Annotated in this window: 20 protein-coding genes and 1 riboswitch; of the genes, 3 read left to right on the top strand and 17 right to left on the bottom strand. The window is 28.3% G+C overall.

What is annotated here, in order from left to right; translation table 11 throughout:
- Nucleotides 1-12: 12 nt before the first annotated feature.
- The 7 genes from IC213_RS07495 to nrdE all read right to left on the bottom strand — a co-directional run bounded on the left by IC213_RS07495 (nt 13) and on the right by nrdE (nt 7,386).
- Nucleotides 13-882, bottom strand: a complete 870-nt coding sequence (locus IC213_RS07495) for an ABC transporter ATP-binding protein (RefSeq protein WP_227482014.1) — start codon at nt 880-882, stop codon at nt 13-15.
- Nucleotides 875-1,657: an ABC transporter permease gene (locus IC213_RS07490; RefSeq protein ID WP_227482013.1), complete on the bottom strand. Its 783-nt coding sequence runs from the start codon at nt 1,655-1,657 to the stop codon at nt 875-877. Before IC213_RS07490 ends, IC213_RS07495 begins: the two co-directional genes overlap by 8 nt.
- Nucleotides 1,658-2,287 carry a hypothetical protein gene (locus tag IC213_RS07485; protein ID WP_227482012.1) on the bottom strand — a complete coding sequence of 210 codons (630 nt, stop codon included), beginning with the start codon at nt 2,285-2,287 and terminating at the stop codon, nt 1,658-1,660.
- 341 nt (nt 2,288-2,628) lie between these two features.
- The gene (locus tag IC213_RS07480; RefSeq protein ID WP_227862942.1) at nt 2,629-3,528 is read right to left on the bottom strand and encodes a helix-turn-helix transcriptional regulator; all 900 of its coding nucleotides are present in this window, start codon (nt 3,526-3,528) and stop codon (nt 2,629-2,631) included.
- 63 nt (nt 3,529-3,591) lie between these two features.
- Entirely contained in the window at nt 3,592-4,218 is a 627-nt protein-coding gene (locus IC213_RS07475; RefSeq protein WP_227862941.1) for a GyrI-like domain-containing protein, read from the bottom strand.
- Nucleotides 4,219-4,302: 84 nt separating this feature from the next.
- Nucleotides 4,303-5,274 carry a class 1b ribonucleoside-diphosphate reductase subunit beta gene (nrdF, locus tag IC213_RS07470; protein WP_227862940.1) on the bottom strand — a complete coding sequence of 324 codons (972 nt, stop codon included), beginning with the start codon at nt 5,272-5,274 and terminating at the stop codon, nt 4,303-4,305.
- A 12-nt stretch (nt 5,275-5,286) separates the two neighbouring features.
- Nucleotides 5,287-7,386 carry a class 1b ribonucleoside-diphosphate reductase subunit alpha gene (gene nrdE, locus IC213_RS07465; RefSeq protein ID WP_227830908.1) on the bottom strand — a complete coding sequence of 700 codons (2,100 nt, stop codon included), beginning with the start codon at nt 7,384-7,386 and terminating at the stop codon, nt 5,287-5,289.
- 425 nt (nt 7,387-7,811) lie between these two features.
- On the opposite strand from nrdE, the gene IC213_RS07460 reads away from it, so the two are divergent.
- On the top strand, nt 7,812-8,537 hold the full coding sequence (locus IC213_RS07460; protein WP_227824368.1) for a pentapeptide repeat-containing protein: 726 nt from the start codon (nt 7,812-7,814) through the stop codon (nt 8,535-8,537).
- Nucleotides 8,538-8,711: 174 nt separating this feature from the next.
- Here the strand turns inward: IC213_RS07460 and IC213_RS07455 are convergent, their stop codons facing one another.
- The 8 genes from IC213_RS07455 to IC213_RS07420 form a co-directional block, all read right to left on the bottom strand.
- Nucleotides 8,712-9,908 carry an ABC transporter ATP-binding protein gene (locus tag IC213_RS07455; RefSeq protein WP_227862939.1) on the bottom strand — a complete coding sequence of 399 codons (1,197 nt, stop codon included), beginning with the start codon at nt 9,906-9,908 and terminating at the stop codon, nt 8,712-8,714.
- Between the two features lie 2 nt (nt 9,909-9,910).
- On the bottom strand, nt 9,911-10,936 hold the full coding sequence (locus IC213_RS07450) for a FecCD family ABC transporter permease (protein ID WP_227433927.1): 1,026 nt from the start codon (nt 10,934-10,936) through the stop codon (nt 9,911-9,913).
- Nucleotides 10,937-11,008: 72 nt separating this feature from the next.
- The gene (locus IC213_RS07445; RefSeq protein WP_227862938.1) at nt 11,009-12,139 is read right to left on the bottom strand and encodes an ABC transporter substrate-binding protein; all 1,131 of its coding nucleotides are present in this window, start codon (nt 12,137-12,139) and stop codon (nt 11,009-11,011) included.
- Nucleotides 12,140-12,341: 202 nt separating this feature from the next.
- Nucleotides 12,342-12,522: riboswitch (cobalamin riboswitch) on the bottom strand.
- Nucleotides 12,523-12,644: 122 nt separating this feature from the next.
- The gene (locus tag IC213_RS07440) at nt 12,645-13,538 is read right to left on the bottom strand and encodes a dihydrodipicolinate synthase family protein (protein WP_227830910.1); all 894 of its coding nucleotides are present in this window, start codon (nt 13,536-13,538) and stop codon (nt 12,645-12,647) included.
- Between the two features lie 83 nt (nt 13,539-13,621).
- Nucleotides 13,622-14,524: a fumarylacetoacetate hydrolase family protein gene (locus IC213_RS07435; RefSeq protein WP_227433924.1), complete on the bottom strand. Its 903-nt coding sequence runs from the start codon at nt 14,522-14,524 to the stop codon at nt 13,622-13,624.
- Between the two features lie 52 nt (nt 14,525-14,576).
- Complete coding sequence (locus IC213_RS07430; protein WP_227433923.1) at nt 14,577-15,737, bottom strand: UxaA family hydrolase; 1,161 nt, start codon at nt 15,735-15,737, stop codon at nt 14,577-14,579.
- 152 nt (nt 15,738-15,889) lie between these two features.
- Entirely contained in the window at nt 15,890-16,195 is a 306-nt protein-coding gene (locus IC213_RS07425; RefSeq protein WP_227851203.1) for a UxaA family hydrolase, read from the bottom strand.
- A gap of 77 nt (nt 16,196-16,272) precedes the next feature.
- Nucleotides 16,273-17,247 (bottom strand): 2-keto-3-deoxygluconate permease, encoded by a 975-nt coding sequence (locus IC213_RS07420; protein ID WP_227482003.1) that lies wholly within the window; start codon nt 17,245-17,247, stop codon nt 16,273-16,275.
- A gap of 568 nt (nt 17,248-17,815) precedes the next feature.
- On the opposite strand from IC213_RS07420, the gene IC213_RS07415 reads away from it, so the two are divergent.
- Nucleotides 17,816-18,592: an IclR family transcriptional regulator gene (locus tag IC213_RS07415; RefSeq protein WP_227433920.1), complete on the top strand. Its 777-nt coding sequence runs from the start codon at nt 17,816-17,818 to the stop codon at nt 18,590-18,592.
- Nucleotides 18,593-18,855: 263 nt separating this feature from the next.
- Nucleotides 18,856-20,001 carry an iron-containing alcohol dehydrogenase gene (locus tag IC213_RS07410; RefSeq protein ID WP_227835652.1) on the top strand — a complete coding sequence of 382 codons (1,146 nt, stop codon included), beginning with the start codon at nt 18,856-18,858 and terminating at the stop codon, nt 19,999-20,001.
- A gap of 143 nt (nt 20,002-20,144) precedes the next feature.
- On the opposite strand, the gene IC213_RS07405 is transcribed toward IC213_RS07410, so the two are convergent.
- On the bottom strand, nt 20,145-21,014 hold the full coding sequence (locus IC213_RS07405; protein WP_227862937.1) for a L,D-transpeptidase family protein: 870 nt from the start codon (nt 21,012-21,014) through the stop codon (nt 20,145-20,147).
- An 81-nt stretch (nt 21,015-21,095) separates the two neighbouring features.
- Complete coding sequence (locus tag IC213_RS07400; protein ID WP_227862936.1) at nt 21,096-21,809, bottom strand: DUF434 domain-containing protein; 714 nt, start codon at nt 21,807-21,809, stop codon at nt 21,096-21,098.
- Between the last annotated feature and the right edge of the window lie 170 nt (nt 21,810-21,979).

The following is a 21,979-nucleotide window of genomic DNA, read 5'->3' as shown; positions in this document are numbered from 1 at the left end:
TTATTAATTTCTTTAAATGCCTTTATTTGATTTCATTGTCATTAAAATATCTTTTTTTAATTTAATATAGTAATTTGAAGTTAAATCTCTATTATAATCATCCTCTATATTAAATTCTTCTATTTTTCTTTCATTTGTAAAAACAACTATTTTCTTGCCTATCTTTAATGCTTCATCAATATCATGAGTTACAAATATTACACCTTTATTGGTTGACTTATGTATTCTTACAACTTCATTTTGCATATCAATCCTTGTAAAATAATCTAGTGCTGAAAAAGGCTCGTCCATAAACAACATATCTGGATTAAAAGAAAGTGCTCTAGCTATACTTACTCTCTGTGCCATACCTCCTGAAAGCTCATTTGGATAAGAATTTTTAAACTTCTGTAAGTTCATCATTTTAAGATATTTTTCTATATCAATACTGTCTTGCTTATTTGATTCACTTACTTTGTTCTTCTCATTTAAATAAATATTATTATCATGCCTATCTTTATTAATGGTACTTTTTGAGTGATTTAATTTATTGAATATTTTATTTAAAAGATTACTTTTTTGTTGATTGTGAAAAGCTATGTTTTCGCTCACATTTAGCCAAGGCATCAATCTACTTTCTTGAAATACAAAACCAACATTAGGTTTATACTCTTTATTATCTTTTACAAACCTAATATCACCACTATTTATATCTTCAAGTGATGCAATTGCCCTAAGTAAAGTAGTCTTCCCACATCCACTTTCACCTAAAATTACAGTTATATGACTTCTGTCTATATCTAAAGAAATATCACTAAGCACTACATGTTCTTCATTATCAACTTTATAACTTTTAGATAGATTTCTGATTATATACCCAGAATTACATACTGTATTACTCATATGCTTCCACCATCTTTCCCTTACTTACCTTTTTTACAATAATTGAAAATATATAGTCTGTAATTATTCCTAGAAGTCCAATTACAATTATTCCTACAATAACAACATCTGTCCTAGACATTTCTTTTCCATCAGATATTAAGTATCCAAGACCAGATGAAGCAGCTACAAGCTCAGCTCCTATAATTGCTCTAAAACTATATCCAAGTGCTAACTTTAGACCAATAGCAATATCGAGAATTGCATTAGGAATAATTATTCTAAATATTATCTGAAGCTTTGACAATTCAAATACTCTACCTACTTCAATTAACTTTGAATCACAATTTCTAATCCCCTTTAATGTACTTGTAAAGATTGGGAAAAAAGATGCCAAAATTATAATTATTATTTTTGATTCTTCACCTATACCAAACCACAATATAAGCATTGGTATTAAAGCAAGTGGTGGTGTATTTCTCAAAAAATTTATTAATGATTTAAAGTACTCATAAACTTTACCATAAATTCCAAAGAATATACCTAAAGGAACACCTATAATTGTACTTATTACAAACCCTATCAAAACTCTTTTCATACTTGCATATACATTAACAAATATTGAACCATCATTTATCATATTTAAAAATGTACTATACACTTTTTCAGGTGGTGGTAATATATATTCACTCCAAATACCAAGATAATTTGTAATTTTCCACAATACAAGAATTATAAAAAATATCAAAACACTTTTTATTAACCTTAAAAGTTTATCATTAATTTTATTGCCCATTTACAAACCATCTCCATTATTACATCCATCTTTACAATAAAACATTTCTACTATATCATACTTATCCTCAGAGCCATTTTTAATTTCTTGTATTTTACTTAATATTTCATCTTCGCTTGACACTTCAAGAACTTTTTCAAAAGAATCCTTAAAATACCCTAATGGAATTGGAGATTCATCTATTTTTCCAAGTGATTTTATACCTTCTTTTTCAGCAAATTCCTTCCATGTATAAAATAGAGCATTATCTTTATCCTTAAATTTTTCACTAGCAAAATCTCTTAATTGTGTACATGGACAGGTTACTATTAACATATCCTCTTTACTCTTAATATATTTTTCGTATAAAACTCTACAAGTCCTTACTAATATTGGTTCTATCATAGGAACTTCAAAACCATCTATCAAATTATTTCTTTTTAAAAGATTTATGCTTTCTGGACATCTACAATCTAATATCGTGTTTTCAGTCTTTTTTGCATATTCTTTGTACTGATTCTTTACATATTCTAATTGTGCCTCACATTCAACCATTATGTACCCTTTTTTTATCAAAGTTTCTTTAATAGTATTAAACTTTTCCTCATACATTTTTTCTGCTACTGGATTTATTAGAAGATATTTATTCATAGCTCCTCCTATTATTTAATATTGAATATTATTCTCAACTATTAGTTTAAATGAGTACTTTATTTTTGTCAATATATTAATTTTTTCTTTAAAAAATAATGTTTATTTACAATTTTTCACTTTTTTACTTACAATATTAAAATAATACATTCAATTTATTTTAACAATAAGATATACATTTTACTATTAATCTACTTATAATGACAAATATATAATTAGTTTCGATAATTTGATGTCAATGTTACACATGTAAAAATATACATATTATACAAAAATCAAACTGGGTTTTACCAGTAAACTAAAAAAGTGAAGTCTAATTAATACTTCACTTTTTACAATAATTATAAATATTTTATTTTAATATCATCAACAATCTGTAAAATCTTATCTCTAACATCTATGGGTTCTAATACTTCAATGTGATTTCCAAAAGAGAGCACATATCCATAAATCCAATCATTTTGAGGATACTGTACATTTACAATAAAATTTCCATCGTTATCGTATAATATATTATCAATATCAAATTCATCATAAACTCTATATGCTATATCTTTAGAAATTTTCAATTTTAAAATAATATTTTTATTCTTATCTTCTTTTATCTCTCCCACTTCAATTGGTATGCTTCGTATAAATGTCTGCTCACAAATACAGATATTCTTCATCCTTACGACCTTAAAAATTCTATAATCATTTTTTTGACGACAATAAGCTTTAATATACCATGACTTTTCTTTAAACCAAAGCATAAGTGGCTCTACACAACGTTTAGTTATCTTTCCATAAGTACTTATATACTCAAAAGTTATAATATTACAATCTAATATAGCTGATTTTATCTTTATAAATTTATCTTTTTCTACATTATTACTACACCAATGAGAAAAATCAACAGTTATCCAATTTAAATCTGATTTACAAAACAAGGCTCTAAGTTTTGCTAATGTAGAATTCATATCTGGATATTTAAGCATATTTAAACCCTCTAATGATGCTAGAATTTCTTTCTGCTCTTGCTCAGATAAAATAGATTTATCAAAAGTAAAATTATCTAAAATACCTATACCACCATTTCTACCTTTATCAGTATAAATTGGAATACCAGAAGATGACAATATTTCAATATCTCTACAAATAGTTCGCCTAGATACTTCAAAGTGTTCAGCTAACTCCTTTGCAGTTACTCTTTTCTTATCTAACAGGATATAAATAATTTCAAATAATCTATTACTTTTCATATAATCACCTCATTGCTTTATTATAGTATAAAAATAAAGCAATCTAATATCATAATATAATGCTTACATTTCCCTTTCTACTTCAAAACGCAAAACAGTTTTCAATGACTCAGGAGATACTTTTCTAGCATCACTTATATAAATTTCACGATGTATATAAGATTTTCTTAGAAGCTTATTTTTTTTACAAAATTCTCTCATAATGTCAAAGCTTTCTGGTTCATCATCATATGAGCCTATATGAAGCATTTGAACACATAGACCTTCATTAATAGACCCAAATCTAACTTTTTCAAGAAGATTATGTGGTTTCTTCTTTTTTAATATATCAATAGCTTTATTTAACAGGTCTTGTGTAACAAAATCTGGCTGACGTATCATTATAGTATAAATCAAATCTTCTTTAATAAGTATATCTGAGCATTTACTTTTTTCTCCCTTATCCCATATACCTTCTAAAGGAAAAACAGTATAATCAAAATACCCTTCTGGTACAATTCCCTTTTTGGGCATGGTTTTTATTGCATATGCCAAAGAGTAAAGTACTCCTATTGCTTCAGTAAATTCTTTAGTATTTGGGTCTCCACTCCCTTTTAACATGATAAATTTCTGCTCTGGTACTTCAACTATCACAGGATTCTTCTTAGGTAAATATAACTCTTTATCTTTTTTTCTCCATTCATATTTCATAAAAAATACCTCCGTATATACATTTTATACATTGATATTATCATGCTAAAGGTGACATCAGCGTGTCACATTTTATAAAATAAATTATATTCTAAAATCTTCATCTTCTAACTCTTCATAGACCCCTTTTTGATATCCATTACCTTTAGTTGAAAAGAAATCATGTGTTTTAGTTTCAGTACTAAGTCCATTTAACACAATTGGATTGATAGCATTTACATTATAGAGTCTTTCAAATCCTAAATTTTCTAAAGCTCTATTTGCATTGTATTTCAAAAAATCTACAACCTCTTCTTCAAGTCCACTATCTTTATATATTACATTTGTATACTCTATCTCATTTTCCATAAGACTAGCAAGTATAGAATACATCTTATCTTCTAATTTTTTCTTATCAGTATTATTAAATGAATTGTATATCTCTTGTGCAAGAAGCCCTATGTATTTACCATGTAAAGATTCATCTCTAAGAATAAGTGATATTATTTCTCCACTAGCCACCATTTTTCCTTGACCAGACAGATACAATGGATAAAAGAATCCTGAATAAAACAAGAAACTCTCCAAAAACACACTTGTAACCATTGATAAATATAAATTCTTTTGGTTTGTAGTATTTTCATATTGAGCTAGAACTAAATCAGCCTTTCGTTGTAATGTTGGCTCTGTTTCTATCCATTCAAATAAATCATCTATCTCGGAGTTAGAAAGCAAAGTCATAAATATGGAAGAATAACTTTTTGCATGTATTTCTTCCATAGTACCCATAAAAGATAAAACTGCTTTTCTTTGAAGATTATCTGTTAAACCCATCATTGATGGAATTCCATTATTCCCTTGCTTTGTATCCAATAATGTCAGTCCACCTAACACTTTTTTATATAAGTCTTTTTCATTATCATCTAATTCATTCCATACCTTAATATCTTTAGAGACAGATATTTCTTCAGGAAGCCAAAATTGTTTTACATTTTGTTCCCAAAAAGCCTGTGTGAATCCATCTTCTTCTTTATTCCAATTAACTGCATCATGTGTTTTATGTAATTTAAATGTCATATATTTCTCTCCCTATACTGAACATACTAGACACTCATGAGTATCTCTTGTCATCTTTGTTCTTGTGTAATATAAACTTTTAAGACCTTTTTTATATGCATATATGTAATGTCTAGCTATATCTCTAGTTGTCTTTTCATCTGTAACAAACAATGTTGTTGATATTCCTTGGTCAACATGTTGTTGAACTGTTGATACTAAATCTATAACTTTCCTCATATCCATTCTATATGCTGATTGATAATACAACATATTTTCATTAGTTAAAAATGGCATTGGATATATTGTAGTTGAATCTCCATATGTTCTTACTTCTACTGGCTCAGTAATTGGCATTATACTTGATGTTGCATTTTGGACATAACTAATGCTTTGAGTTGGGGCTACTGCCATTAAATATGCATTATATATACCTTTTTCTTTGACCTCATCCAATAATTTTGTCCAATCTTCTTTTGTTGGTATATAAATACCTTCAAATAATGCTTTTACCTTTTCTAGCTTAGGTAGATAAGATTGTTCATAGTATTTTGATAATACCTTGCTTTTTCTTCCCTTAGCATATTCTGATTTTTCAAACCCTTCAAAAGTTTGATTTTTTTCTATAGCTATTTTCATAGATGCTTTAATTGAATAATATCTAATCATTGCAAAAAATACATCAGAAAACTCTACAGCATCCTCTGAAGTATATAAAATATTTTCTCTTACTAAGTATCCATGCAAATTCATAGCTCCCAATCCTATAGAATGAGATTTGCTATTACTATTATTTACAGTTGGTACTGGCTTTATGTTTGTTTTGTCCGCTACAAATGTCAATGCTCTTATTGATGTCTCAACTGTGCTTTCTATAGTTTTATTGTCCATAACATTTGCTATATTTAAAGAACCAAGATTACAACTTATATCTTGACCCCATTTATTTTCTCCACCATAGCCTTCTATTTCTGAAGATGTTTGATACTGGAAGATTTCACAACACAAGTTAGACATTTTTACCATACCAACCTCTTTCAATGTATGTTCCCTATTGGCTGTATCTATATACACTACATATGGATATCCACTTTCTTGTTGCATTTGTGCTATTTTAGTCAACATTTGTCTAGGATTTATTTCTTTTTTTCTTATATCTTCATCATTAACTAATCTATCATACCACTCACTCATTTCTATCTCATCAAGGTAAACTCCATACTTTTTATACACAGTATGAGGATAAAATGCATAAGCTACTTCATTTTTTTCTGCTAACTCCATAAATTTATCAGGTATAATAGCTCCCAGCGATAATGTAGCAAGTCTTATTTTTTCATCAGCATTTATCTTTTTAGTATCCATCAATAATTCAAAATCAGGATGAAATACTGTGAGATAAACTGCACCAGAACCTTGTCTAGCTCCCATCTGATTAAAATAGCTGAATGATTGTTCCAACATTTTAGCTACTCCAACAACACCTCCAGCTGCACCTTCTATATCTTTAATAGATTCACCTGATGCTCTAAGCTTAGATAAGTTTAACGCAACTCCTCCACCTATTTTTGATAAATGATTTGATGAAGATATAGCATATGAAATACCTTCTGTGCTATCTTCTACAGATAGTAAAAAACATGATACCATTTCTCCTGCTCTCTTTCTTCCAGCATTTAAAAATGTAGGTGTAGCTGGTTGAAATTCTTGTTTTACTATTTTGTCTGCCAAGTTTAAAGCTAGACTCTCATCACCATTTCCTAATGTTAAAGCTACAATTAATACTTTTTCATTATATGTTTCTAATATCTCTTTTCCATCATTACTTTTTAATGCATAATTTTGATAAAATTTATTTGCACTCATATATGATTGAAACTTAAATTTATGTTCCTCAATAAGTTTGTATATCTTTTTAATAAAATCCATGCTATATTTATGTATTACTTCTTCTAAATAATAACCTTCATCCATTAGATACTTCAATCTTTCTTCTAGATTATTAAATTTCTTTAACTTTGGATTTATAAATTCTTCTATGTAACTACTTAGGGCTTCCTTATCCTTTTCCAGTTGATATTTCCCTTGTTCATTTTTAATTATCACTTGATTGTTAAGCTCTATCCAATTCATTATTTACCGTCCTTTTAACATAATCTTGTGCTATAATTTCATTTAATTTACTTATTATTTCTTTTAATATTTATCAGCGTAAATTCCAAAAACAACCTATAATTATAGGGCATAATAAGTATTTTTCAAAAACAAAAGCACTACATATAGTTAGTGCTTTATCTATTATATACTACATATAGTATATACACAAATTTTTTTATATCTAAACTTTTATTATTGTATTACTGATATTATTTTATTCTTTAAATAAAACCATAAAAATGTTTACCCAGTGTTTATATGTTACTAGAGATAATAAATCTTCAATAATATATTTAATATTTTATATATTATTTAGAAGTTTTTTATTCATTGTTATATAATTAAATATATGACTATTTTGCTACTAAATATATAAAAATAAATTTGTGAAGGTGATTTTAATGAAAACTATTTCTAAACAAGAATTAGAAAAAACACTTGAGAAACATTATTTGTGGCTTAAAAATAATAACGATGGAGAAAGAGCTGATTTAAAAGAAGTAAGATTAGAAAATATGGATTTAAGAGGATATTATTTAAGTAATATTGACTTTTCCTGGTCTGACCTTATCAATTTAAATTTAGAAAATGCAGATTTAGAAAACTCTAGCTTTAAGAATTCTTATTTTTCAGATTGTTCATTAAAAAATTCTATATTAAAAAATACAGACTTAAGTGGTGCAAATTTTAGATTTTGTAATTTATCTAACTCAGATATTAGAGGTACTAATCTAGAAAATTCTAATTTAGAATATGCTACATTGGATGGAGTAATATCAGATGAAAGTACTCGTTTTTTTAAATTATACTGTCCTGAAACAGGAGCGTTTATAGGCTATAAAAAATGTTTTAATTTTAGAATGGTACAATTATTAATACCAAGTGACGCAAAAAGAGTATCTGCTACATCAAATGCTTGTAGATGTGATAAAGCAAAAGTACTGTCGATTACAAGTATAGATGGCAAAGAATCTTTTAAAACTGCTCGTGCATATGCTGATGAAAATTTTATATATAGAGTAGGAGAAATGGTGGTAGCTGAAAATTTTCATGAAAATAGATGGAAAGAATCAACTACAGGAATTCACTTTTTTTTAACTAGAGAAGAAGCTGTTGGTTATCTGTAAAGTATTATTTTTTTATTGAAGTGTGTAATTGAAAATACACAATAAAAAAATGTATTACTAAATAAATATTTTCTAAAAAAGAGTATCTAGAGATTTAAAAAATGCACTTTAAAAATCTCCTTATGATACTCTTTTATATATTTTATCATTTCTAAATATGCCATAAATTACAATTTACAGTAAATTATTTATATCAATACTATCCACCATTTTAAAAACTTTATCTACATATTCTATATTATTACTCAGACTCTTATAATACTTATTACTCTCACTTTTATTTCTAAATGAATAAACTTTTTTATTTATTTTTAAAGCCTCTTTTATAATATCTATATTTCTTTTATTAGTTTCTCCTACGCTAAATCCTGTGTCTATTATAATCTTAGAATTATTTAAATTTCTAATAGCCAAATCGAAACTTTCATCACTTATTGACTCAAATGGCTTTTCTGTAAACAACTTTATGCCCATAGTCCTACCAATTTCATAATCAATATCATTTTCATGTATTATGCCAGAATATATACCTATGCCTCTTTTAGTAAAAGCTCTGTAGATTGGTGTTGCTTTACCACCTCCACCAATTATAAAAACTTCATTTTTTGATTTATTGCTAATTTCTACTGCACCTAATAAACTATTAAAATTTTTATCCTCTAATTCATAGAGTGAATTTATCATATTTTCGTCTACCATATCTTCTGGCTGACCATAAGCTATAACTTTGTTATTTTTTACAAGAGCAACCTTATCACAACTTTTTAGTGCTATATCTATTTCATGTAATGAAAGTATTACTGATATTGATTTTTCCTTACTTAGTTTTTTTAGTATATTCATAAGTTCCAATCTATGCTTTATATCTAAATGGGTTGTAGGTTCATCTAATATGATTATTTCTGGCTCTTGAACTAATGCTCTTGCAACCAAGACTTTTTGTTTTTCACCATCACTAAGTTCATCAAAATATCTTTTTTTTAAATGAAGGGCATTTACAGATTTTAATGAATCATCCACCATCATTAAATCTTTTTTAGAGAGATTTCCAAAAAATCCTGTATAAGGATATCTCCCCATATTAACTACATCTTGTACAGTCATTAAATCTCCTAATAATCTATTTGTAAGTACTAAAGCCATCATTTTAGACAATGTCTTTCTGGATATATGCCTTATATCCATATCGTTTAAATATATTCCACCTTTTATCGGTGTTATAAGTTTAGATAGAGACCTTAATATAGTAGTTTTCCCAGCTCCATTGCTTCCCAAAAGACATAATATTTCTCCTTTTTTCACCTCTATGTTTATATCACTTACAACCACTTTTTTATCATATCCAACACTTAAATTGTTAGTTTTCAACATGTCTAAGCCCTATCCTTCCTTTTCATCAATAACATTATTACAATTGGAGCACCTAATAATGAAGTTATTGCACTTATTGGTAATTCTATTGGTGACAAAATTACTCTGGATACTAAATCACAAAGAGCTGTAACTATACTTCCTAAAAGAATTACTACTGGTATCAATACTCTATTGTCTGATGTTTTAAATATCAATTTTGAGATTTGTGGTACTGCAAGACCAATAAATCCTATAGGACCTGCAAATGCTGATACTATTGCCGCTAGTATACTAGATATAAATACTACCAAAAATCTAAAAAATTTTATATTTACACCAATACTCTTTGCATATTCTTCTCCTAGTAAAAAAGCATTTAAAGGTTTTATTATGAATATAGTCATCAAAAGACCTAATATCCCAACTATCATAAGTATTTCTACTTTTTCCCATGTAAATCCAGAAAAACTACCCATAGACCACATAGTAAATTCCTTCAATTTTTCATTATTTGCAAATGATTGTAATATATTTGTAATTCCACTACATACATAGCCAGTCATAATTCCTATCACCAAAAGTGTTGTTATATTTTTTACTTTGCTGGCAAATAGAATAACTATAGACATTACAATTAAAGCTCCTACAAATGCTGCTATAAATATACTCATTGAATTTATACTTTCAAATCCTAATGTATATCCTCCTAAAATCATAAGTGCTACTGATAAAGTCGCTCCTGAAGACACCCCTAATATATATGGTTCAACTATTGGGTTTTTAAAAAATATCTGTAGTAAAATACCAGATACTGCTAAACATGCACCTCCCACCATAGTTGCAAGGACTCTAGGAATCCTTATATTATAAATTATTTTATAGTGTTCTGTACTATCCATTCCTCTTAATACAACATCTATTATTTCTTTAAATTCGATTTTTACAGAACCAAATGCTACACATATCAAAAAAGTAAGTATTATACCTACAATTAAGGTTATAAATATAGTAGTCTTTTTAATTCTGTTTTTATTGGTAAAGTCCATCTATATACTCCTCTTAATAAAACTAGATTAACTCAAATTTATAAAGTTTTCTTGTTAATTTAATCTTATTTATTATTTATCATAATTTATATAATGCTTAATCTTTTCACCTGTAGTACCTGGGTGAAATATTTCAACTAAATCCACTATTAATTCATCTGTCTTATCCACTGATTGATAATAATCCGGAGCAAACACCCATAAATTTCCACTTTTGACAACATCTAAATCAGATAACACTGGTGCACTAGATTTTATAGACTCTAAGTTTGGTGCATAATCTGAACTTGATGAATATACAAATATATCTGCATCTTTTGCCACTTCATGTAATTGCTCAATGCTTACTCGCCCTTCATTTGAATCGATTGAAGCACAAGCATTTATTCCACCTGCCATGTTTATCATATTATCTACATATGAATTTTTAGGTGCTATATAAGCATTACCTTCATATACAGATGCCCATACAACTTTAGGTTTACTTTTGTTTTTTATTTTTTTACTAACCTCTTCTATTTTTTGTACTGTTTTATCTAATTCACTAGTAGCTGTATCCTCTTTATCATAAAATGCAGCTATCAAGCTTGTCCACTCCATTCTTCCAAATGGATTTTGTTCCTTATATTCATTATCTACAACATAGTTAAGTCCCAATTCTTCTAATTTATCTATAAATTTTGTATCCGCTTCTGATAAACCACTACTCACTATAGTCAAGTCAGGATTTAAGTCTACTATTTTTTCATAATCTGGTGCTAAATTTGAACCAACATAATGTATCTTCCCATCCTTCATTAAATTTTTAATTTCTTTGATAGTCCAATATTGTTCTTCTGTTGTTACTGCTTTTATACTATCTAACTCACCTATTGTCCTTAAAGAACAAGCTTGTGTTGTAGATGCTATCAATACATTATCCACAGGTGTTCTAACTATATTTGTATTCTTGTATTTTTCAGGTATTTTTATCTTTTTAGGAATCAAAATTAGTTCTCTATTATCTCCATCAACAACCTTTTTAATTCCATCTTCTAAATTCTCAACACTAAATCCACTTGCATATTTTAATTCTAATTTTTTCCCATTACTAACTTGTTCATTAGTTTTGTCTTTTTTGCTACAACCTACAATACCTCCTGCCAAAAAAATTACCATTACAACTAAAAAAAACTGCTTTAAAACATTTGACTTGAATTTCATCACTTTCACTCCATTATTTTATTTTTTATGAGTGGCTACACATATTTTAAAAAAATATTTTACTAAAATTAATTTTATAAATATAGCTTTTTAGCAAAATAAAAAACCTCTCCTAAATTAGAAAGGAGAAGCTTCTATATCAATTTTATAAAAAATGAATTGATATCTCATTTTATTATAAACTACAATCTCCACCCTAAATTGTATTTATGTAATACTGGGCAGGTCTCCTGACTCACGGCCTGTCCTCCATCAACCTTCCCAAAATTATTATGAATCTCAGTGGATTTGATTTTGTATCCGTATACAGTAGCGGGGGCTGTAGTGAATTTACATCACTTTCCCTATTAAACTAAAATAGTACCCTAGTATTATTTACATTTAATTTTTCATTAAGATAATTGTAGTTTATTGTTAATTACTTTGCAAGGTTGATTTAATATATCCACTCAAAAAGAGGGCTTAAAATGACTATAAAAATCAATCTAAAACCCTCTTTATCTTCTTAGTTTATATTTAATTCATCCATCAAAGTTTTAATTTTACATACTTGATTTTCATCTGGTTTTATAAATGGAGCAGTTACGTAGTCACTTATTTCTAATCCTCTAATATTCATAGCTTTCTTCATTGCTGGTATAAATGGATTTGTTATTAAATAAAAATCCATTGCTTTATTAATATATTTTTGAATTTCGATAACTTTATCCATATCCTTATTATTATAAGCTTCAGCCCATTTAGAACATACTTCTGGAATTAGATTTGATAATCCTCCTATACATCCTGCTCCTCCAGACATTAAGTTGTGTATAAAATTTTCATCATATCCACTGTATATCTTAAAGTTTGGGAACTCTGTTTTCATAGTATTTATTAAATCTCTAGTATGTCCCATTAAAGTTACTGTATCTTTATATCCAACTATGTTTTCATGCTTTCTTGCAAGCTTTAATGTAAGTTCTGGACTTAAATCATAACCAGTTCTATCTGGATAATTATATAGGTATATTTCAGCATCTGTGTTCTCAGCTATCTTACTATAAAAAAGTTCAATACTATCATCATCAAGCGAGAAATAATAAGGACTTATTATCATAACTCCATCTGCTCCACTATTATGTGCATAATTTGAAAGTTCTATAGACTCATCTGCACACATACGACTTGTACCTATAAACACTTTAACCCTCTTATCGACATGATTAACCACTAAATCTATAAGTTCTTTTTGCATATCCATAGACATATTAAAGAACTCTCCAGTACTTCCCATTATAACTAGACCATCTACTCCCCCATCTATAAGGTAATCATATACTTTTTTGTTTCCTTCTCTATCTAAATTTCCGTCTTCATCAAATATTGTAACAACTGGTGTCAAAAATTCTGCTTTCATAATTTAAACTCCTAAAATTTATTTTGATATGTTCATTTAATATGCTTATAGCCTATGTTTTAAGATTATATATAATAAAACATTTACTTAACATAATTTTTCAATATTCCAATACTTTCAATCTCACATTCAATTACATCTCCACTATTCATATATAGAGGAGGAGAAAAGCCCATCCCTACTCCAGAGGGTGTTCCAGTTGCTATAATATCCCCTGCCTCTAAAGTCATCCCTTTTGAAAGTTCTGAAATTATATCTGAGATATCTGATATGAATAACTCTGTATTAGAATTTTGTCTTTCTTCATCATTTACTCTACTATATACATTAAGTTTTACTGGAAAAGAAACTGCACTTTTATGTAAGATACATGGCCCTAAAGATGTAAATGTATCTAATCCCTTTCCCCTAAACCATTGAACATGTTCTTTTTGCAACTTTCTAGCAGAAATATCATTTATCACAGTGTAACCAAAGATATAATCTTCTACATCTTCTTTTTCTATATTAACACCTGTTTTACCTATTACTACTCCAAGTTCAACCTCATAATCCAACTGATTATTTATATCAAAGTGAGCATCTATCTCATCTTCTGGACCTATCGCCTTTGTCACACGTTTTGTAAAATAGACTGTTTTCTCAGGTTCTTCAAAGCTACTATCAAAATGAGTTTGAGTTTCTTCAAGATGTTCTTTATAGTTTACTCCTACACATAAAATATCGTGTATTGGCTTTTCTATAGGAACATGTATAGTGCACTCCTCTTTTTTAAAAACATTATAGTCATTAAATGATTCTTCACTTATAATATTTTTTAACTTAATAATATCATCCTGAGATATACCTTGAATTAAATCATTTACATCTATAAAAAATTTGCTAAGACTTATGGAATTGACATCAATAACAAACAATTCATCCTTTGAGAGAATTCCTACCTTTTTAGATGTATCTTCTATACTACTAAAACTAACAAACTTCATACTATCACCCTTTAGTAAAATTCTAAGTGCATACTTTTTTAAGTCTTATATTTTATACATAATTACATACTCTAGCTATTGCCATTTCAGTATATCCAAGTGATTCTGCTTTTGATTGCTTACCATTTGCTACATCTACAACTAGATTTAATAAATCATCTGTCAATTCTTCCATTGTCTGTGGTCCATATATAACTGGACTAGCATCAAAATCCATATTATCTTCCATATTTGCAAAAGTTATTTTATTTCCAGTTATTTTTATTACTGGAGCTATTGGATTTCCTGATGGAGTCCCTCTCCCTGTACTAAATACTACTACTTGAGCTCCTCCTGCAACCATACCCGCAACAGATGAGGCATCATTTCCTGGTGTATCCATTATTACAAGACCCTTCTTATCAATTTGCTTTGCATAATCATATACTTCACTTATTACTCTGTGCCCACCTTTGTGTATACAGCCTAGTGATTTTTCTTCCAAACTTGTAAGTCCACCAGCTATATTTCCAGGAGATGGATTTCCTTCTCTAACTTCTTCTCCAACTAATTTTAATGAATTTTCATATCTATGTACTATATGTAGTATTTTTTCTTTTACTTCTTCATTTACTGCTCTTCTAGCTAATATATGTTCTGCTCCTATAAATTCAGTAGTTTCACTTAAAATTGAAGTAGACCCTAAATCAACAAGTCTATCACTTAATTCTCCTATTAGCGGATTAGCAGCTAGCCCACTTGTTGGGTCAGACCCCCCACATTCAGTCCCTAATATAAGTTCAGATATTGGGAATTCTTCTTTTCTAAGTATAGAAGCTTCTTGTGCCATTTCTCTAGCATAACGAACAGCTTTTTCTATAGTTTTTAAAGTTCCATGCTCCTCTTGTATTACAAGAGTCTTTATTGGTTTATTTGTTCTCTCTTTTATTGCATCAACTACCAAGTCATTTTGACAATTTTCACAACCTAAAGACACAACTATCACACCATATACATTAGGATTTGCTGCATATCCAGCCATAACATCCATAGTTAATTGTTGGTCTGAACTTACTTGAGAACATCCATTTTGATTATTAAAAGTAACAGCTCCTTGAACTTGTGAGGCTATAATTCTCGTTGTATCTGATGCACACACACTTGTAGGTAATATTAATATGTGATTTCTTATGCCAACTCTTCCATCTGGTCTTTTATATCCATAAAATTTCATATTGATTTCCTCCTAAAATAGTCTATTTATCATACTTTATTTGATTTTCTTGTACTATAAATTTTATTCTTATTGCTAATTAGATAACTATAATCCTACTTGTTTAATCATTTAATACTAAATATGACTTTTATTGAATTATAAATGTTACTTTATATGTTCGATACAATTTGTTTATCTAAATCTTCTCTAACACTTTTAACATTGTGAGTATGTACATGTTGACCAATTTTTATTTCTTGATTAGCTTCTCCTATGTGTTCTCCATATTTAGTAACTTTATCTCCCTCAGACATATCCTTTATAGCCAATTTATGATAAATAGTTATATCATCTAAAGCTGTTATTGTCTTTATCGTTTTATCTTTTAATTTAAAATTAATTTCACTATTCTTAGATATTGCCTCAATAGCCACTGCAACATTATCTTTTTCATCAATTATCACTGCATTTATCATTATCTTTATTCTCCTTTATAAATAATATAATTTTATTAATATACAAAATCATCTTAGTAATTATATATCTGTATTCATCAGGCTACTATTGTCCCATCATCTTTTTGTTTTGGGAATTTAGGACATCCATATTTCTTCGCCCACCAGCTAGTTATAAGAGGAACTAATATTGCAGTAACAACTACTGCAGCTGCTACTTGAGTTGTAGCTGTTGCAACATATGGTTGCCATGTTGGGTCAACTAATGCAACAGCAGCAGGAACAGCAATTGCATTCCCTGCAGTTGTAGCTACAGCCCATCCTGCATACCCTGGACGTTTACCTATAAATCTATCACAGAATACTATAAATATACCTCCTACAAACACAGATATTAATCCAAGTAATACTCCAGATAGTCCTCCTTTTAATATACTTGCAAGATTTATGCTACTTCCAAGTGCAAAACCTACAAATGGTACTAATAAATTACATCCTGGTTCTAAAAATTCTTTCATCTTTTTGTCAAAATTACCTATTATCATACCAACAAGTATTGGTACGATTGCAGCTAATAATGACATTAATGGAACATTTGCAAGTCCTGAAGTCCCAAGAGCTATCAATGTAAAAAATGGACCATCATTCAAAGTAAGTAAACTCATAGTTGCACAATCTGTTTCATCTCCATATGAAGTCATTAATGAAAGATATATACTACCATTACTATTTGTAACTGCACTTATAACTGCCAAAGTTGTAAGACCTAATACTCCATCCATTCCAAATAATTTTCCTATAAGTATGCCTATTAAAGCACCTATAGCAAATTTAGAACCAAGAAGTATTCCTCCTCTTTTTAATACTTTTGGCATTTCTTTAAATTGAAGCTGAGTTCCAAGACATACTAGTTGAACCCCTATTATAGTTGCAGAGCCAACACTTGAGAATACTGCTGTTGTAAATGAACCTATTTGTACAATATCTGGGCAAAATGTATTAATGAAAGCTGCTATAAACATTGGAACTATCATCATACCTGCAGGAATTTTTTTAATAAAATCCATTATCATAAAGTTACTCCTCCTAAAACATGATATTTAATTACTTGTATTAAATTTTTTAGCTTTAATTTTAACGGCCGTTTCGGTTCGTATTTAAGAACTAAGTTTTTATTTACGAATCTTTGAATTAATGATAGCATTTTCCCAATTATGAGTCAATAAAAAAAATAAATTTTTGTCAAAATTTTTTCAAATTATCTGATAATATAGCAATAGTTAGCAATTATCTTCATTATATGCAAAATATAAAAAGTAATTTTTCTCATTTCACATCTATATATCCCAATTTATATAATCTAAATTCACAATATTTCGATATTTTTATATGAAATACGATTATTATTGTCTTATCTTAAATTATATAGCTAAATACAGTTCACTTTCTCAGGTATATTTTGGAAATTATTTCAAGTTTTTAGTATGAATTTTCATCAAAAAAATCATCTATAAATATTTATAATTAAAGCTTATTTGCACATGCTGTCATATATTTTATTTCTACATTGTAAATTATCACACAGTATGCTAAAATCAACATATTCTAACACTTTAAATTAACAAAGATAGGGGGAAATTTATGACTTCAGATAATCATCGCCCAACAGCTAGGATATTAGATATTTTAGAAGCATTAGCTGAATCTGAGAATGGATATACTCTTACAGAAATAGCAGATGCTATCAATGCTCCAAAAAGTAGTATCTTTCCTATAGTTCATACACTTAATGCTAGAAAATACATTACTATTGATAAAAATACGTCTAAATATTCCATAGGTATACGTTCTTACACATTGGGGTCTTCGTTTTTTGAAAAAAGAACTATTTTTAACTACATAATTGATGAAATGACTAATATAGTTAATTCTTGTTCTGAAACTTGTCAACTTGGTATACTCGACAATAACGAAGTTCTTTATATTGGAAAAGTTGACTCTCCAGAGCCAATTAGACTTATTTCTTATGTTGGTAAAAAGATACCTGCTAATTGTACAGGTCTTGGTAAAGCACTTTTATGTGATTTTGATAAGGAAAAACTAATAAATTTATATCCAGACGGATTAAAAGGATTTACAAAAAAATCAATTACTGACTTTGATATTTTATATGACCAGCTTCTTGAAGTTCGTGAAACTCAAATAGCTTCAGAATGTGAAGAATCAATGGAATACCTAAAATGCCTTGCTGTACCAATAAGAAAAAACGGATGTATAAGGGCCGCTGTTAGCGTAACACTTCCACTTTTTAGGTCTAGTGAAGAAAAAATAGAACTGATAAAAAAATTACTTCTAAATGCACAAAAAAATATTCAATCTATGATGGAAGAACGTAATGAAGATATTATAATAAATTAGATTGATAAAAACAAAGTTGCTGACTTAATTACAGCAACTTTGTTTTTTTATGCTCTTTTTTATTTTTAATATTTTTATTGACATGATAAAAATACTATGTTAAATTCTAATCATAATCGTAATTACGAACTTAGTTCTTATATAAAAACTCACAATATATATTTTAACCTCAAAAACCAATATCTAATATGTGAATTAGTATAAGACTATTGTAGGTATGTATATTATACATAAAAATTAATTCAAAAAAGGAGATTTTAACTATGAGTATCTATTATGTACCACCAATAAACTTACTTGGAAAAGGGTGTCTTATTGAATCTAAAGACTCAATTAAATCCTTAGGCACTAAAAAAGCATTTATCGTTAGCGATAAATTTCTAACTTCAAATGGTACTGTAAAAAAAGTAACAGATATGTTGTCTCAAATAGGTGTGAACTTTGCTATTTATGATGAAGTTAAACCAAATCCAACTGTGACTAATGTCAATAATGGACTTGAAATATTAAAATCAGAAAATTGCGACTTCGTTATAACTATAGGTGGTGGTTCTCCACAAGATTGTGGTAAAGCTATTTCCATATTGGCTACCAATGGTGGTGACATTAGAGATTATGAAGGTGTAAATAAAACTTCTAAAAAATGTCTTCCTATAGTTGCTATAACTACTACTGCTGGTACATCAGCTGAAGTTACAATAAATTATGTCATAACGGATGAAGATAGGCACGTAAAAATGATAATGGTTGATACAAATGCACTAGCTACAATGACAGTTAATGACCCAGAATTAATGATTAGTAAGCCAGCTAATTTGACAGCAGCTACTGGTATGGATGCACTGACTCATGCTATAGAAGCTGTAGTGGCTAATGGTGCTTATGATGTTACAGATTCAACTGCGCTATATTCTATAAAGCAGATATTTGAATATCTTCCTAGAGCTGTTAAAGATGGTAATGATATAGATGCTAGAGAACAAATGTGTTATGCTTGTTTTCTAAATGGAATTGCTTTTAGCAATGCAGGTCTTGGAAATGTACATGCTATGGCTCATCAATTAGGAGGTTTATATGATTTACCTCATGGAGTATGTAATGCTATGTTGCTACCAATAGTTGAAGAAGAAAATGCTAAATCTGCACCTTCTAAATTCCGTCCAATAGCTGAGATTATTGGAATGAATATACATGACAAATCAGATAAGGAATGTGTTGATTTTGTAATAAATAAAATAAAAGCTCTTTCAGAAGAAGTAGGAATTCCAAAATCTTTAAAAGATGTTGGTGTTGATAATCCTAATTTTGAGTTGCTTGCTGAAAATTCTATGAAAGATGCTTGTGCTGGAGCCAATCCTGTTTTCTTTGATAAGGATAAAATTATAGAATTATTTAAGAAAATCTCTTAATATAATCACACTTATAAATTAATTATGTATATTTATAAGGGAGTGTCTCAAAATATTTTTATTTGATTATAGACACTCTCTTATTATCTAAATCCATATTTTTAATTTAATTTCAAACTCTTTAAAATTAATAAATAGTATTTTTAATGAATTATAACTGTTGTTGTGTCGGGTATATTGTCATATATCCACTTAGCATTTTCTGTACTTAGTCTTATACATCCATGGCTAAGAGCTTCACCGAGCCTAGCATCTATTATATAACTTCCTGTTGAATTATATAACACAGAATGATAATAATACCCACCTTTAATTCTAGTAGCGTACTTAACTGAATACTCATCTGTTCCAAAAGAAGGTTTTCTCCCACTTATATAAAAAATACCTGTTATAGTTGGAGTTTCAGGTTTACCTATAGTACATTCCCATTTATATAATTGCCCCCAACCACCATTATCTTTCTTAAAAATATAAGTGTATTTATTTTTAAGGTCTGTGGTAATTAGATAGTCACTAGTACTTTTAATATTATTTTCATTAACAAATTTAGTCATATCAGTGTAAAAATACTTATAATCTAATTCATTAGGTTTATTTCCATCACTTGACAAGAAATAATTAAAAACATAACCTGTTTTATCATCATATATAACTTTACTCCAGTCCCCTTCTACCTGTAGAACTTCGACTCTAGACTTTTCAGGAATTACTGTAATTATAGTAGAGGTTGTAGACTTACCTTCTCTTAAATTTAAATTACTCCAAGCATATTCACTTACTGATATTAAATCTCTGTATACATACCCTTCTTGAAAATTGTAGATTACTTTAATCCAATCATCTTCTTCATCTAGAACCTCTAATTTAGAACCTTGAGGTATTACAGTTATAATACTTGAACTTGTAGATTTCGCAGACCTCAAATTTACATTTACTAAAGCATATTTATATATAGGTGCTCTGTATTTTTTAATGTTTATTTTAAATAGCTTCACACATACCCATCCTCTCATATGTCTTTTTACAATACTTTATGAAATTCGATATATATTCGTTCTTCTATTTTTAAACTTACTCTGTATAATTAAAGGTTATTATCCATTTAAATTTACAATATTACAATCTTTAATATATTCTTCAATTATACTTCTAGCTACATTAAAATAACTTATACATTTATCAACTATAACAGCATCACTGCTAACTACTCTATCAAGTTTTTCTAATATAACATCTGCATTTTTTACTAGCTCTACTTCTGTTTCAATTTTCCATACCTTGGCATGTTCTAATATCTTATATCTTAGATTTCCAGAATTAGAAACTGGTGCATCTAAGTAAAATTTAATTTTTGTAGCCTTATATTTATTAAAAAACTTTCCTATTAGATTTAAAGCTCCTTCTGTTTTATCTATAATTTTATATGTTCCTCTAAGACCTGCTAAATCTCTTATATTTCCATCTCTACCTATGACTAGAGTTCCTCCAGATAATGCTACTTCTAGAGCTATTATCAAATTAAAACCATCTATGTATATAATTCCTTCATTTATTTTATCTAAGGAAAGTATCTTTGATTGTCTTATTCTATTTTTTTCATCAGTACATACTGCTCTCTTTAGTGCATCTCTTTGTCTTATTGAAAACTGATATCTATCTCCCACAAAAGTTACAACTGGGTCTATTTTATAATCTCTATTTATTAACCATTCTATTTCTTCTTGAGCCTTTACAAGTCTTACAAGTTCTTTACTTGAAAACCATCGTTTATCACTCTCATCAAAACCCCTTTTAGATATTTTATTCATAGAATATTTCACCGCCTTAATATGAAGTTTGCTAATATTATCTTATCCATTTATATTATTCAATATTTAGATTATACCTTTTAATACTCTCTTAAATACAAAATAATTACTTTTTTACTATATTTATACTTTATAATGTAAAGAAAGGATACTATTAGTAACTTCTCATA

The sequence above is a fragment of the Clostridioides sp. ES-S-0049-02 genome, from assembly GCF_020658465.1.
In the GTDB taxonomy this organism is placed as follows: Bacteria; Bacillota; Clostridia; order Peptostreptococcales; family Peptostreptococcaceae; genus Clostridioides.
This window is presented reverse-complemented; position numbering and strand designations above follow the sequence as displayed.

Coding starts and splice junctions, on each gene's coding strand:
- IC213_RS07455 (WP_227862939.1), bottom strand. CDS start 9,908: ATGTTGAAAACTAACAATTTAAGTGTTGGATATGATAAAAAAGTGGTT.
- IC213_RS07475 (WP_227862941.1), bottom strand. CDS start 4,218: ATGAAATATGAATGGAGAAAAAAAGATAAAGAGTTATATTTACCTAAG.
- IC213_RS07495 (WP_227482014.1), bottom strand. CDS start 882: ATGAGTAATACAGTATGTAATTCTGGGTATATAATCAGAAATCTATCT.
- IC213_RS07490 (WP_227482013.1), bottom strand. CDS start 1,657: ATGGGCAATAAAATTAATGATAAACTTTTAAGGTTAATAAAAAGTGTT.
- IC213_RS07480 (WP_227862942.1), bottom strand. CDS start 3,528: ATGAAAAGTAATAGATTATTTGAAATTATTTATATCCTGTTAGATAAG.
- IC213_RS07485 (WP_227482012.1), bottom strand. CDS start 2,287: ATGAATAAATATCTTCTAATAAATCCAGTAGCAGAAAAAATGTATGAG.
- IC213_RS07435 (WP_227433924.1), bottom strand. CDS start 14,524: ATGAAGTTTGTTAGTTTTAGTAGTATAGAAGATACATCTAAAAAGGTA.
- IC213_RS07415 (WP_227433920.1), top strand. CDS start 17,816: ATGACTTCAGATAATCATCGCCCAACAGCTAGGATATTAGATATTTTA.
- IC213_RS07430 (WP_227433923.1), bottom strand. CDS start 15,737: ATGAAATTTTATGGATATAAAAGACCAGATGGAAGAGTTGGCATAAGA.
- IC213_RS07450 (WP_227433927.1), bottom strand. CDS start 10,936: ATGGACTTTACCAATAAAAACAGAATTAAAAAGACTACTATATTTATA.
- nrdE (WP_227830908.1), bottom strand. CDS start 7,386: ATGAATTGGATAGAGCTTAACAATCAAGTGATAATTAAAAATGAACAA.
- IC213_RS07460 (WP_227824368.1), top strand. CDS start 7,812: ATGAAAACTATTTCTAAACAAGAATTAGAAAAAACACTTGAGAAACAT.
- IC213_RS07400 (WP_227862936.1), bottom strand. CDS start 21,809: ATGAATAAAATATCTAAAAGGGGTTTTGATGAGAGTGATAAACGATGG.
- IC213_RS07405 (WP_227862937.1), bottom strand. CDS start 21,014: ATGAGAGGATGGGTATGTGTGAAGCTATTTAAAATAAACATTAAAAAA.
- IC213_RS07410 (WP_227835652.1), top strand. CDS start 18,856: ATGAGTATCTATTATGTACCACCAATAAACTTACTTGGAAAAGGGTGT.
- nrdF (WP_227862940.1), bottom strand. CDS start 5,274: ATGACATTTAAATTACATAAAACACATGATGCAGTTAATTGGAATAAA.
- IC213_RS07440 (WP_227830910.1), bottom strand. CDS start 13,538: ATGAAAGCAGAATTTTTGACACCAGTTGTTACAATATTTGATGAAGAC.
- IC213_RS07445 (WP_227862938.1), bottom strand. CDS start 12,139: ATGAAATTCAAGTCAAATGTTTTAAAGCAGTTTTTTTTAGTTGTAATG.
- IC213_RS07425 (WP_227851203.1), bottom strand. CDS start 16,195: ATGATAAATGCAGTGATAATTGATGAAAAAGATAATGTTGCAGTGGCT.
- IC213_RS07420 (WP_227482003.1), bottom strand. CDS start 17,247: ATGATAATGGATTTTATTAAAAAAATTCCTGCAGGTATGATGATAGTT.